Source organism: Faecalimonas umbilicata, from assembly GCF_042846195.1.
Taxonomy (GTDB): Bacteria; Bacillota; Clostridia; order Lachnospirales; family Lachnospiraceae; genus Faecalimonas; species Faecalimonas umbilicata.
The window spans coordinates 76,340-90,146 of sequence record NZ_AP031411.1 but is presented as its reverse complement, the minus strand read 5'-3'; the positions used below and the strand labels follow the sequence as shown (position 1 = coordinate 90,146).

Here is a 13,807-nt window from a genome sequence, read left to right as displayed (position 1 = left end):
GCAGAAGTTATGGCATTAAAAAATTCCCAATATGACACGATCATGCGGGAGTATGAGCAGAAGCAACTGCATAGTCAGGACGTATTAAACGCACACTATCAGAGAGTGTATGACTGCATCCCTGAGATCCGCGATCTCGAGAATGCGATCTCCCATCTCTCTGTCCAGAAAGCACGAAATCTTCTGGAGGGAGATGAGACTGCTCTCTCCTCTCTGAAAGAAGAGATTTCCATGCTCCGTCAAAAGAAGTCTGCCCTTCTGTCCTCGTATGGATTCCCGGAGGATTATCTGGAACCTTCTTATGAATGTGCAGACTGCAAAGATACCGGATATATTGGCAGTCAGAAGTGTCACTGCTTTAAAAAAGCGACCATCGATCTTTTATATACACAGTCTAATCTAAAAGAAATCCTTGCAAAAGAGAATTTTAATACATTTTCTCTTGCATATTATTCTGAAAATCACATAGATCCAAAGACTGGACGCTCTTCACTTTCCATCATGAGAGATGCATTGGTAGTCAGCAAAGAATTTGTCCGAACATTCGGACAGGAATTCCGCAATCTGTTTTTATATGGAGATACCGGAGTCGGAAAGACTTTTCTCTCAAACTGCATTGCAAAGGAACTAATAGACAGCGCTTATTCCGTTATCTACTTTACAGCATTTGAATTATTTGATATATTTGCTAAGAGCCGGTTTGATAAAGATACACTTGCCGACACAATGTACGGCTACATTTTTGACTGTGACCTGCTCATTATTGACGATCTGGGAACAGAACTGACGAATTCTTTCATCGCTTCCCAGTTGTTTTTGTGTCTAAATGAACGTCTTTTAAAGAAGCGCTCTACGATCATATCGACAAACTTGTCTTTGGAATCAATTGTTGAGATTTATTCTGAGAGAATTTTTTCAAGAATCACGAGCAACTATACTATGTTAAGACTAACTGGAGATGACATACGAATCAAAAAGAAACTTATGAATATGGAGGAACAAACATGTTACATCGAGAAGAACGAAATTTAGAAAACATCCCTGTGGGATCACTTGGAATCATCGCAGTAGACGGATGTCAGGAGCTTGGAAACAAGGTAAATGACTACCTTGTAAAATGGCGTAAGGAAAGCTCCCACGAACACAAAAATGACGTCGTGTTCACAGGATATGAGAAAGATAACTACTTAATCGACGCCAAAGTACCTCGTTTTGGTTCTGGGGAAGCAAAAGGAGTAATCAATGAATCTGTACGTGGTAAGGACTTATATCTGATGGTAGATGTCTGCAACTACAGCCTGACTTATTCCTTAAGTGGCCATGTAAATCACATGTCACCAGACGATCATTTCCAAAACCTGAAGCGTGTTATCGCTGCTGTCGGAGGAAAGGCTCGTAGATTAAATGTCATTATGCCATTCTTATACGAAAGCCGTCAGCACAAGAGAAGTTCCCGTGAGTCTTTAGACTGCGCACTTGCTCTTCAGGAACTTGTAAGCATGGGTGTTGACAATATTATCACATTTGATGCTCATGATCCTCGTGTACAGAACGCTATCCCGCTCAGCGGATTCGAGACAGTACGTCCAACTTACCAGTTTATCAAAGGACTTCTTCGCACTGTACCGGATCTCATCATTGACAGCGATCACATGATGGCAATCAGCCCGGACGAAGGTGGTACAAGCCGTGCCGTATATCTTGCTAATGTACTTGGGCTTGATATGGGTATGTTCTACAAACGCCGTGACTATACACAGATTGTAGACGGACGCAATCCGATCGTTGCACATGAATTCCTTGGTTCTTCTGTAGAAGGAAAAGACGTGATCATCATCGACGATATGATTTCTTCCGGTGACAGTATCATTGACGTTGCAACAGAGTTAAAGAGAAGAAAAGCAAAGAGAATCTTCGCTGCCGCTACTTTCGGTCTGTTTACAAACGGTCTTGATAAATTTGACAAGGCTTACGAAGAAGGTATTATCCACGGAATCCTGACAACAAACTTAATTTACCAGACACCTGAATTGCTGAGCAGACCTTACTACATCAACTGCGATCTCAGCAAATACATCGCTCTTCTGATTGATACTTTGAATCACGATGGTTCTATCAGCAGTATCCTCAGTCCGAACGAACGTATCCAGCATGTTGTTCAGAAATACAAAAATGGAGAACCTATTTAGTTTTTTACCTTTAATTTTAATTATCCTGAATCATTTATCATTGTAAAGAAATTTTAAAGATATTTCTTCATATTTCATACATTTTAATAATTCAGAAAAGAAGAACCCGGACAGAAGACTGATATCTACAAGATACAACTTCTCTCCGGGTTCTTTTATTTTGATATTTGCAAAAAGAAACCATATTTTACCCATTCACATGATATGGGATACCGAGTTTCCTTAACATCTCTAACTCTCTTCTCTGACAGGTAAATAAAATAATCTGTCTCTTGTTTTCTGCAAGCCAGCGAAGTGTATTCTCAAGTCTTCTCTCATCATAGTATGCGAATGTCTCATCGAGAATTACCGGAAACTCTTCCTCGTACATCAACTCTGCCGCTGCCATACGGAGCGCAAAATAAATCTGTTCCATCGTTCCCCTGCTGACTTGTCCCACTGAAATTTTCTGTGCCCCTTGTAATAGATATATGTTCGTATTTTCATCTATAAAAATGCGATCATATTTTCCATCTGTAATTGCACACAATATCTCTGAAGACACCTCATTCAGCCTTGTTCCAAATTCCTTTCTCACATCTGTGGACAGATGCCGGATCGTGTCCTCCGCAAGCTGGATCGCTCTTCCTTTCTCTTCCAGAACAACATATTCTTCACTGACTTCCATGAGTTCTTCTCCTTGCTCACAGAGATTCTCGTACTGCATCTGTTTCTCTGCAATCTCTTCCCGGAGCAGCTCCCGTCTGACAACCATCCTTCGCAAAGCCTCTCGATGCCGCTCTTGCTCATGTTCGAGTGAAATTTCTCGTTTTTCTGCTTCCCGGGACTCCTCTGTCTCTTGCTGTACTTTTTCCTCCGCCTGTCGGAATGCTTCCATCAATTTCCACAGGAATACTATTTCCAGAATTATCGCTCCTGCCAGCACACTCCATTTCAAAATCCCCTGAAATAGCAAGGAAATGCCCGCAACGACTGCCAGAAATACAACCGGCAATAACTTTATTTTGACCGCATCCCATACATTCTGTTTTTCCGTGCTTTGCTCTTCTTCTGGAGTTCTGACAATTCTTTTTTCTTCCTGCTTTCCCTGTTCGATGTTTTTGCTGATTTGTTCTTCTTCCGCTTGTTTTCGCTCGATTTCTTCACTGATGTATGCCGCTTGCTGTTCAACTTTCTCTCGCTTTTCCTGCTTCTTTTTGCGAATTTCTTTCTGACGGTTTTCCACTGTCTTTCGTCGCTCTTTTAAAATCGCAAGCGCGCGCTCCACATCCATCTCACTGTTCCCGGAACAGTAATAATTTGCAGCATAGTTTCGCAATTCTGCACCAAGATCGGCACTTGTCTCTGCTTTTGTCTGACCGATTGAGATGGTATTTTCAAATGCAGCTTCTGACATGCCATCCAGAAGCATATCCATATCTCCCTGTTCCACCGATAAGATCTCTCCGTCTGTCTGACAGACAAGACTTGCGCTCTTTCCATAGCGGTCAAACCGACGGCTGATGATAAAAGTTCTGTCGCCAGACTCAAATGTCATCTCTCCCGCATAGTAAGACGGCTGATCCCACGGCTCATATTTTGTAAACAGATCATTTTTTGCTGCCCTTCCGCGCCCTTTTGTCAGTCCAAATAGCATACTTCTGATAAAAGCATGCAGTGTACTTTTTCCGAACTCATTTTCTCCGTAAAAAATGTGGAAGCCTTCTTCCAGTTCTATCTTTGTCTCTGAAAATTTTCCAAAGCTTTTCAGATATAATTCTCTGATAATCACCTAACTTCTCTCCTCCATAGCTGCAAGAATTGCACTGACTCCCTCGCACATTGCCTGATACTCGATACTTTCCGGCTCGCATTCCATAAAATGTCCGATCAACCTTCCAAGCAGATTTTCTTTATTTCTCTCGTACAGCTGTTCATAGTGATATGCAGGAACGGTATGATCAAGAATCTCCACGATATTTCCATAATAGTCGAGATCTTCTATATCATAGACAATCTCCGGATCTCTCTGTCCTTCCAAAATAATTTTGTACAGCTCCGCAGTGCCATTTTTTTCGATCTCCTCTTTGATCTTTCCCCGCAGCGCCCCATGTGTCATTTCTATATCCACTGTGAGATGCAAGTGTATGTACTGCCTTTTTGCAAATGGAACAAAACGGATCTGCGCTCCTTTCTCGGTAATCTCTCCAAGAAGAAATCCATGTCTTCCTGTTTCATTTTGATCGAGCGGCTCAAGAGAACCTGAAAATGCCGCATAGTTTTTCAATACCATCTGTGGTTTATGAATATGTCCCAGTGCAACATAATCATAGCCCAGTGCTTTTAACTTTGCTTTTTTGATCGGAATATGTGTCTCATCCCCTCCGTGAGCCAGAAGGATTTCATATTTCATATCCCGCGGGGCATACGCCTCGTCGTACCGTGCCTCTCTGATTTCCCGTCTGTCATAGCTGAATCCATACACTGCAAGATCCAGCTCCTCGATCACCGCTCTGTGTAATGTAGTTTCAAACAGTGGATAGACATTTTCACTCCATGCTATCTGCAGATAACGCGAATCCTTTCGAATATAGTCATGATTTCCTGCAATCAAAACGACCTTTGTCCGAGATAATTTTCCAAAATGATAATTTATCTCTTTGAGTTCTCTCAACAGAGGCTGCCTGTGAAATAAATCTCCTGCGATCAGCAACAGGTCAATCTGTTTCTCCTCACAGATGTCAATGACTTTGTAAAAACTATCCCAGATCTCCTTTTCCCGCTGTCCGTCATCACGCCTTCCCGCCTCCGGCGCTGCCCCTAGATGGACATCTGCTATCTGTATAAAATTCATAAAATTATTCTCCTTCACTCATCGCCGGTAACGTCACGATAAACCGTGTTTCCCACTCGTCACTCTCCGCACGGATCGTTCCATGATGCAGTTCCACAATTTCTTTTGCAATGGCAAGTCCAAGTCCTGCTCCTCCTGTCTTGCTGGAGCGCGAACCATCCACTCGGTAAAACTTCTCAAAAATTGCACTCAGTTCCTCTTCCGGAATCTTCTCTCCTTCATTTGCCACAACAATCTCGATCTCCTGGTGCCGCTCCTTTGCCTGAATCCGTATCGCAGTTCCTTTGTCACAGTACGCAATCGCATTTCGCAAAAGATTATCAAATACTCTGGCAAGCTTATCCGCATCTCCGTAAATCATCAGTGTATCATCAATCTGCACGTCACATCTTAAGTTTTTCTCCTTCAAAACCGCATACAGTTCATCCGCAATCTGTTCCAACATCATAGACAAATCTAAATTTCCCGGCTCCAGAACAATATCCTGTAAATTAAACTTTGTAATCTCAAAAAATTCATTGATCAGCTCTCCCAGACGGATTGCCTTCTCCAGAGAAATATGCGTATATTTTTTCCGCTCCTCCTCCGGCATGTCCGGCTTTGTTTCAAGAATACTTAAATATGCCACAATGGAAGTCAAGGGTGTTTTCAAATCGTGTGCCAGAAAAACAACCAGATCATTTTTCTTTTTCTCACTCTCAATCGCCTCCTGTTCCTGCCTCCGGATCGTCATCTTAATCTCATTTAAGCTATCCTCAAGCGGCCGCAGCGCAGGTTTAAACCGCACAGGTTCATTAAAATCCGATAAAATATTTTCAATTCCCTGATTAATTTCCTTCAAGTACTGTGTGATTCTGCTCAGCACAAAATAGAAAAAAAAGGAAAACAATAAAAGGAATCCCGCACCCATAAAATAAATTTTATTGTTTCCAATCACTTTCCAGTAGAGATCGATCGCCTGTTGCTCCGGCATATGAAACCACATAAAAAAATGTACAAATCCATCTGCAAACTTATGATTATAAATCCCATCTATGACAAGATTTTTGAAAAGATAGCCGACAAGCGCCGTAAACAGTACCACAAGCATTGTCTGAAGCAGAATGTTAATCTTTAATCTTGTATAATTTTTACTCTTCAACTTTATATCCTACTCCCCAAACCGTCTTAATAAAATCGCTCTTTCCGGTCGGCCCGCTCATCTTCTCACGCAGATGCCGAATATGTACCATGACTGTATTGTTACTATTTTTGTAATACTTTTCTTTCCATACATTTTCAAACAATTCTTCCGAGCTGATAACCTTTCCACGGTTCTCACACAGCATCCACAAAAGATCAAATTCAATCGGTGTCAGTGTCAGCTGTTTCTCATTATAGACACACTCATGAGATTCTCTGTTTAGCTGAAGTCCTGCAAAATCAATGATATCTCCACTGTCAGTCCTTGTTCCTTCATTATACTGTGTATATCTCCGAAGCTGCGCTTTCACTCTTGCGATTAGTTCCAGAGGATTAAACGGCTTCAAAATATAATCATCTGCACCAAGCGTCAGCCCAGTGATCTTATCAATATACTCCGTTTTTGCGGTAAGCATGATAACCGGAAATGTATACCTCTCTCGGATCTTCTTTAAAATTTCAAATCCATCGATCCCCGGAAGCATGACATCGAGGATTGCAAGATCAATCTTCGTCGTCTTCATACATTCCAACGCTTCTTCGCCGGTATAAAATGGATACACGGTATACTGATCACTCTGTAAATAGAGCGCAATCACATCCGCGATCTCCTTCTCATCATCTACAACTAAAATATTCATATTTCCTCCTCAATTCCCCTTACAATTTTAAAATGGCGAGGCAAAGTATACAAATACCCGCCCCGCCTTGGTTTCTTTCATTCTTTACAGTTCACAGTTATTCACAGTTCTTGGGAACGGAATGACATCTCTGATATTTGACATACCAGTCAGATACATCACACATCTTTCAAATCCAAGTCCGAATCCTGCATGTCTTGTAGAGCCATATTTTCTCAGATCCAGATAGAACTGATACTCTTCCGGATCCAGGTTCATCTCCTGCATACGCTTCAGCAGTTTGTCATAATCATCCTCTCTCTGGCTTCCTCCAATGAGCTCTCCGATTCCAGGAACAAGACAGTCTACCGCTGCTACTGTCTTATTGTCATCATTCATCTTCATGTAGAATGCCTTAATATCCTTCGGATAATCTGTCACAAATACCGGACGTTTGAACACTTCCTCTGTAAGATAGCGCTCATGTTCTGTCTGCAAGTCAACTCCCCATGACACTTTGAAGTCAAATTTATCATTGTTCTTCTCTAAGATCTCAATTGCCTCTGTGTAAGTTACACGTGCAAATTCAGAGGACACAACATTGTGGAGACGATCAAGAAGTCCCTTATCTACGAAAGAGTTGAAGAAATTCATCTCTTCCGGTGCGTTCTCCAGTACATAGTTGATGATATGCTTTAACATTGCCTCAGCAAGGATCATATCATCATCCAGATCTGCAAATGCGATCTCCGGTTCTACCATCCAGAATTCCGCTGCATGACGAGTTGTATTAGAGTTCTCTGCACGGAATGTCGGTCCAAATGTATATACATTACGGAATGCCTGCGCATATGTCTCTGCATTGAGCTGTCCACTTACAGTAAGGCTTGTCTCCTTATTAAAGAAATCCTTCGTATAGTCCACACTTCCATCTGCATTCTTCGGGACATTCTCCATATCCAGTGTTGTGACACGGAACATCTCTCCTGCACCCTCGCAGTCACTTCCTGTGATCAGCGGTGTATGCACATACACAAACCCTCTCTCTTGGAAGAACTGATGGATTGCATATGCAATCAAAGATCTTACACGAAATACTGCCTGGAATGTATTTGTTCTCGGACGAAGATGTGAAATTGTTCTCAAATATTCAAAGCTGTGACGCTTTTTCTGTAACGGATAATCCGGTGCAGATGCCCCCTCTATGATCACTTCCTCTGCCTGGATCTCAAATGGCTGCTTTGCCTGAGGCGTAGCTACTAATGTTCCCTTTACAATAATAGCAGCACCTACATTTAGCTTGGAAATCTCCGCAAAATTGTCCATACTGTCGTGGTATACGACCTGAAGTGTCTCAAAAAATGAACCGTCATTGACAACGATAAACCCAAATGTCTTAGAATCACGAATACTGCGCACCCATCCACCGACAGTAACCTGATTATCTAAGTATGCCTCTCTGTTCTTGTAAAGTTCTTTCACAGTTACTAATTCCATCTCTCACTACTCCTTTTCTTATATTTATCTACAACCGATGCCTGCACGATTTATCTTCTTCCACTGATTTCAGATTTCACTGTGTTCCATCTTTATCATTCTGCTTGAAAATAAAAGATACAGTACACCGGACAGATATGGCTGATTTGATATTCATTGTTACAGTATAACGCATTTTCTATGTTCTAGCAATCAAAAGTATAGATTTCTCAGTGATTTTTGGTGATTTTTTAAAGTATTGATTTCAAAGAACGGTGAGACTATTCTTATCACTTTGAATCCAAGGAAAATGTCTTCTTAAACACCGAAGAACCTTGACTCCTCTTCATATTCCAGAATTTTTTGAGACAATAAACGATGAACTGTTCTATTCCGAAGAAGAAATGATAAAAAAGACAGAAAATCTGCTTTTGATAGAAGGGACAAACTTGCAGAATCTATTGCGATGTGCTATATTAAAGATACAAAAGGGGAAACCATAAACGGCTTACCCAATAATTAAATGCTTAATTTACTTAAGCCGTCATTATTGCGAGTAATGGCGGCTATTTTCGTTTATCCTTGAAAATCTCGTAACAAAGACCTACAAGGGCAACAATGAATATTAATAACTGAATCAAATCAGAATATGTAACATACATTAGCATCGCCCTCCTTTCTTTCGTCTGGAGGGTTGCCCCTCCGTAAAAGAGGGTAAGCCGCCCGGCTTTGGTTTCCCTGCCAGAATTATAACATATTCTTAACCCGCTCTCAATTACCTTCTGTGTTTTCTCTGCCCCCTGAATCATCAAAACACCGTATCAACGAAAAACTACTAAGCCAATACTTTTAAGATATGGATTAGATTCTAACACCACTTTTATTTTCATTTTGAGCAAATGGTAGAGACAGCTTGATTTTTCATTCTATTCTATGCTATACTATCAACCGCTGAATCCCTTATAAAATAAGGTCTAGACGGGTTTCAGCAAAGTGTGTTCGAGACCTTCCACACGTAAAACAAAACTAAAGGAGATTTGAATTATGAAAAACAAAGGTGTAGTATTTACCACGCAGGCAGCGATGATTGCTGCTATCTATGTCGTATTGACAGTTGTTTTTGCACCATTCAGCTTTGGATCGGTGCAGGTAAGAATTGCGGAAGCACTTACCATTCTGCCGGCATTTACCCCGGCTGCCATTCCGGGACTTTTTGTCGGATGTCTGATTGGAAATATTCTCGGAGGTGCAATGCTTCCGGATATTATCTTCGGAACACTTGCAACTTTAATCGGTGCTGTCTTCACTTATATTCTGCGCAATCAGAATAAATTTTTAGCACCGCTTCCACCAATTGTCGCAAATACAGTCATTATCCCATATGTACTGCGTTTTGCTTACGGGGAAGCAATCCCGATTCCGCTTCTTATGCTGAGCATCGGAATCGGTGAAGTGATTTCCTGCGGTGTACTCGGAATGATCCTTTATTTTACATTAAACAAATACAAACACCGTCTATTTGCTTTATAATATATCCTATAAAACTTTTTAGACACTGAGATTTTAAACGATTAATCTTGTTTGCAAAGAAAAAAACTGAGAATCTGCCTTAAGTGAAAGGCTATTCTCAGTTTTTTCATGTTTTCTTTCCGTTTTTATAATTCTGCTATTCTTTTTACAGTCAAAACATATTTCCCTGCTAGTTAGTGATGGATGCGATTTTGCTTTTACTTTAAATAGCCAAGATATGTGTTCCCGCTGGCCACAGTCAATGCCTCCAGTTCCTCATACGGAACTGAGACCTTCTCTCCGGTATCCGGTTTTACATAAGTGATCATACTATCGTTGTATCCGATCAGCAATACCGCATTATTTAAATCCGTCATAGCGATGATCGGAGTACCTTTTCCGAGGATATAACATAATTCTTCCGGACTGCATCCATGGAGATCAAGTACATTTCCTGGAAACTGTTCTTGGAGAATCTCGATCGGCTTTTTCCCCGCTGCCATTTCTCCGGCGGCATCTACTGTTTTTCCTTCATAAGCGAAAAGACGGTTCAGCGCCGCTGCCAATGTGTTCCCTTCTTGATATGGACTGAGATCCACTCCTGCAATATCATACACAAGACTTCTGTTTCCTCGTTCCCATACATACTTCTGACTTTCTGATACTACAAGCCCTTGATTTTCATTTGCCTGCCGAATCGCATCTGCTGCACTTGCATAGATTCCAAGTAACTTTCCTTTTCCATAGGTATAAAATACTTCGGCCTCTCCTTCTTCCTCAAATGGAATCAGAACCGGATTCTCAAACAACACTTGCTTTGGCTTCAAAAGTTTCGGCTTCTTATCGGAAATTCCTGACTCATATTTAATTCTTACCTGCCGTTCTTTTTCGTCAGAAGTATATGTTTCTACCGAAATATTACTCTTTTCTACTTCTTCATTACTTGTAATATAATCCTTTGCAACCGCTGTATACACAGACTCATTTTTCACAACACGGTCTAATATCAACATTTTCTCTTCTACGGTCACTCCTGTCACATAGACTTGATCTGCCTGATAGATCTTTACAACTTCATTGTCTGTATCACGGATTTCCAGCTTATACATCGGGCAGACATGCTCTCCTGTAACAAAAGCTCCTGCATCTTCCTTGCGCCCAATCCCATAGACGAAGTCCTCAGAAATAAATCCAAGCGGTCGAATAAATTCTCCAGAACTGCAAGTAACCGTCCGCTCTTTTCCAGTGACAAAATCAAGCACTTTAACTTCCTCCGCATTTTCAAGCGAAGAAACGGTCTGATAGGCAAGAAGTCTTCCATCTTTTGAAGATACATACTGGTCTTTTTCAAGATTCTCTACCAAAGCTTCCTTTTTCCCTTTTTCCAGATCAACTTTATAAAGTGTTCCTTCTTTCATTGCGTAGAGCACTTCTTGCTGCTCGTTATAATAGACAAGCTGCTCCTGTTCTTTTAATAAAATTTCACTGGAAATATTATCGGGAATGAATGCTTTTTCTTCCACAAAATTTTTCTCAATATCAAAAAAGTAGATTGCCGTGCCGACTTCACCTTCATGTTCTCCTCGATTCATATACCCGATTACTTTAAATGTTGTGTCTCCCTGCTCATTGACCGATACAATCTGGATCTCATGTTCCTTGTATAAATTTCGAATGTCATATCCTTCGGAATCTGCAAAGCTAAATACAAGTGACAGTGCATCCTGGCTCTGATTATAATTCCACAATTCGCCTGCCTGTACAAAGGAAACGATCGTCCCTGCCTCATTTGCCATATAGGGGAGTTCTTCTTTCGCAATTCCCAGCAAAATTCCATTATTATCTAAAACATTCCCCGACGCATCTAATTCTTGTTCCATCGTCCGCTCATAATCAAGAAGGTATTCGGTTCCTTCTGCATATCTCACTTTCAGATACTCCCGTATCTGATAAACTTCCGTTTCATCCTGCTCTCCGGCACACTCCACTTCATAGTCATAGACAATGGTCATATAATTACCGCTAATTTCCTTAATACTTCTGCTGACTTCTCCTTTGATCTGCGGACGCAGTTCCCCCCAGGTCAAATGTTCTGCATCAGAATGGATTGTAACTTTCTGTAAATTCTCTGTCTCATCATCTTCCGTTCCATTCTCAAGATAGGCTGCGATCGACTCTGTATTTTCTTTTCCAAATGTCATATTGTGGAATCGTTCTGCAAATGCAAGACACGCATCGCTGTCTGTTCCTTCCTTTGTGCAGATCCTCGTGTAATAATAAATATCCTGTTTTTCCGTATGCAATGTCAGCTTTAAAATCGCTTCCCGATCTGCAAGCTCCAACCCTGGGAAAGTCAATGATGCTTCCTCACCGATTTCCTTTCTCTTTTCCTTATAAAGAATTTCTTTTCCATCTGACGAACATACTTCATAAGTCAGCGCTTTTATCGGCAACACTCCTTCTTCTATTCGGAGCGCGATTCCACTCTGAAAATCCACCGGTGTGATCGTGCTTCTCATTTTCCCTACATTCATCTCTGAAACATAACCTACCAACGGATTGATCTCATATTCTCCCGATACAATCTGTATCCTCGGCAGTGTCGCTCCCCCCATATCTGCTGTCATATCAGCATTTCCCTGATTGGTCAGAAAACTAAAAACGATGACAGCGATCAAAAATACAAACGTCAGAATTCCTGCTCGTTTTACCTTTTCTTTCATGCAAAACTCCCCTTTATTGCAACAGTTCCCCTAATGTCGGGTGAATCTGTAAAAACTCCCGGCATCTTTCTATCTGTTCTTTATTATTCTTTTTCTTTCCTGTTTTTATTGCTCTGATCAAAATATTCTTTGGCGTATGCTCCATATCGATAAACTCTAAGATCTGTGCATCATATCCTTCTCCCTCAAGATACTCCGCCCGCAGCGCGTCTGTAATCAATGCAGACATCCGCTCTTTGATCAGTCCATATTTCAGTACCGGTCTCAGAATCTCATTTTGAATCTGTCCATTGACTTCATGCTGACAGCATGGTACCGATAAAATTACTTTGGCATTCCACCCTACTGCTTTTGCAAGTGCAAAGTCTGTTGCAGTATCGCATGCATGCAATGTCACTACCATATCTACTTCCTCAACCCCGGTATAATCCGCAATATTTCCCTCGAGAAATTTTAACTTCTCATATCCATACTTTTCGCTAAGCTGATTGCAGTTTGCAATCACATCTTTTTTCAGATCCAGTCCGATGATCCGAATATCATAGTGCTTCAGTTCGTGCAGATAATAATACATCGCAAATGTCAGATAAGATTTGCCACATCCAAAATCAAGAATGGTTATCTCCCTGTCTTTTGCAAGTTGCGGCAGAATATCCTCAATAAATTCCAAAAAACGGTTAATCTGTCTGAACTTATCGAACTTACTCCGGACAACCTTCCCATCTGCCGTCATAACTCCGAGATCTTGTAAAAACGGAACCTGAATCCCTTCCTTCAAAATATAGTTTTTCGTCCGGTTGTGGGATAATTCTGCCTGCCGCTTCTCCCCCTTTGTTCTTTTTTTCTGAACAGTTACCTTCCCCTTTTTGCTCACGAGCACTGTGTATTGAAACTCCTTTGTCTCAATCTGCATCTGACGAAACAGTTCCATATCCTGTGTAAGTATGTGCAGCGCCTGTTCATACTCATAATTCTCATGAAATACTTGACGGTTTTTATGTGTCTCACATTGAAAGAAAAGTACATCCTTTATCAGTACAGGACGTACTTTCACTTTTACGATTTCTTCTTTTTTTCTCGGATTACTGAGTGTAGCTCCGATCAGATCTATATTGAGGGTTTCTTCCAGTATTTTTTTAATCTCTTCCATCTGCTCTTTACTCCTTTTTTTCTTTCGTAGTTGTATTGTAATGCCTGCCCCCTGCAAATGCAAGAAAGGACAGGGAAATTTCATAATTTCCCCATCCTTTTTAGAGATATCTATCTTCGGGTCTG

10 protein-coding genes are annotated in these 13,807 nt (G+C 41.0%); 3 read left to right on the top strand and 7 right to left on the bottom strand.

Going from position 1 to position 13,807, the window contains the following annotated elements; all coding sequences use genetic code 11:
* Window positions 1-9: 9 nt before the first annotated feature.
* Together ACGG81_RS00385 and ACGG81_RS00380 are read left to right on the top strand one after the other, a co-directional pair.
* Entirely contained in the window at window positions 10-1,032 is a 1,023-nt protein-coding gene (locus ACGG81_RS00385) for an ATP-binding protein (protein ID WP_009263773.1), read from the top strand.
* On the top strand, window positions 1,005-2,189 hold the full coding sequence (locus ACGG81_RS00380) for a ribose-phosphate pyrophosphokinase (RefSeq protein WP_008977604.1): 1,185 nt from the start codon (window positions 1,005-1,007) through the stop codon (window positions 2,187-2,189). Before ACGG81_RS00385 ends, ACGG81_RS00380 begins: the two co-directional genes overlap by 28 nt.
* A 187-nt stretch (window positions 2,190-2,376) precedes the next feature.
* Here the strand turns inward: ACGG81_RS00380 and ACGG81_RS00375 are convergent, their stop codons facing one another.
* The 5 genes from ACGG81_RS00375 to asnS all read right to left on the bottom strand — a co-directional run bounded on the left by ACGG81_RS00375 (window position 2,377) and on the right by asnS (window position 8,321).
* Window positions 2,377-3,960: an ATP-binding protein gene (locus tag ACGG81_RS00375; RefSeq protein ID WP_390108983.1), complete on the bottom strand. Its 1,584-nt coding sequence runs from the start codon at window positions 3,958-3,960 to the stop codon at window positions 2,377-2,379.
* Window positions 3,961-5,022 (bottom strand): exonuclease SbcCD subunit D, encoded by a 1,062-nt coding sequence (locus tag ACGG81_RS00370; protein WP_390108980.1) that lies wholly within the window; start codon window positions 5,020-5,022, stop codon window positions 3,961-3,963.
* A gap of 4 nt (window positions 5,023-5,026) precedes the next feature.
* Window positions 5,027-6,163 (bottom strand): sensor histidine kinase, encoded by a 1,137-nt coding sequence (locus ACGG81_RS00365; RefSeq protein ID WP_009263776.1) that lies wholly within the window; start codon window positions 6,161-6,163, stop codon window positions 5,027-5,029.
* A complete protein-coding gene (vanR, locus tag ACGG81_RS00360) occupies window positions 6,153-6,845 on the bottom strand; it encodes a VanR-ABDEGLN family response regulator transcription factor (protein WP_008977609.1) in 693 nt (230 codons plus the stop codon). The genes ACGG81_RS00365 and vanR overlap by 11 nt, the downstream gene beginning before the upstream one ends.
* Window positions 6,846-6,929: 84 nt before the next feature.
* A complete protein-coding gene (gene asnS, locus ACGG81_RS00355) occupies window positions 6,930-8,321 on the bottom strand; it encodes an asparagine--tRNA ligase (RefSeq protein WP_116440925.1) in 1,392 nt (463 codons plus the stop codon).
* A gap of 1,023 nt (window positions 8,322-9,344) precedes the next feature.
* Here asnS and ACGG81_RS00350 point away from each other — a divergent pair.
* Window positions 9,345-9,830, top strand: coding sequence for a QueT transporter family protein (locus ACGG81_RS00350; RefSeq protein ID WP_008977612.1), 486 nt, complete (start codon window positions 9,345-9,347; stop codon window positions 9,828-9,830).
* A gap of 197 nt (window positions 9,831-10,027) precedes the next feature.
* Here ACGG81_RS00350 and ACGG81_RS00345 read toward each other — a convergent pair whose 3' ends face one another.
* Window positions 10,028-12,532, bottom strand: a complete 2,505-nt coding sequence (locus ACGG81_RS00345; protein ID WP_390108975.1) for a hypothetical protein — start codon at window positions 12,530-12,532, stop codon at window positions 10,028-10,030.
* Between the two features lie 13 nt (window positions 12,533-12,545).
* Window positions 12,546-13,682 carry a class I SAM-dependent methyltransferase gene (locus ACGG81_RS00340; RefSeq protein ID WP_390108972.1) on the bottom strand — a complete coding sequence of 379 codons (1,137 nt, stop codon included), beginning with the start codon at window positions 13,680-13,682 and terminating at the stop codon, window positions 12,546-12,548.
* Window positions 13,683-13,807: the final 125 nt, after the last annotated feature.

Coding starts and splice junctions, on each gene's coding strand:
- asnS (WP_116440925.1), bottom strand. CDS start 8,321: ATGGAATTAGTAACTGTGAAAGAACTTTACAAGAACAGAGAGGCATAC.
- ACGG81_RS00380 (WP_008977604.1), top strand. CDS start 1,005: ATGTTACATCGAGAAGAACGAAATTTAGAAAACATCCCTGTGGGATCA.
- ACGG81_RS00345 (WP_390108975.1), bottom strand. CDS start 12,532: ATGAAAGAAAAGGTAAAACGAGCAGGAATTCTGACGTTTGTATTTTTG.
- ACGG81_RS00350 (WP_008977612.1), top strand. CDS start 9,345: ATGAAAAACAAAGGTGTAGTATTTACCACGCAGGCAGCGATGATTGCT.
- ACGG81_RS00340 (WP_390108972.1), bottom strand. CDS start 13,682: ATGGAAGAGATTAAAAAAATACTGGAAGAAACCCTCAATATAGATCTG.
- ACGG81_RS00370 (WP_390108980.1), bottom strand. CDS start 5,022: ATGAATTTTATACAGATAGCAGATGTCCATCTAGGGGCAGCGCCGGAG.
- vanR (WP_008977609.1), bottom strand. CDS start 6,845: ATGAATATTTTAGTTGTAGATGATGAGAAGGAGATCGCGGATGTGATT.
- ACGG81_RS00385 (WP_009263773.1), top strand. CDS start 10: ATGGCATTAAAAAATTCCCAATATGACACGATCATGCGGGAGTATGAG.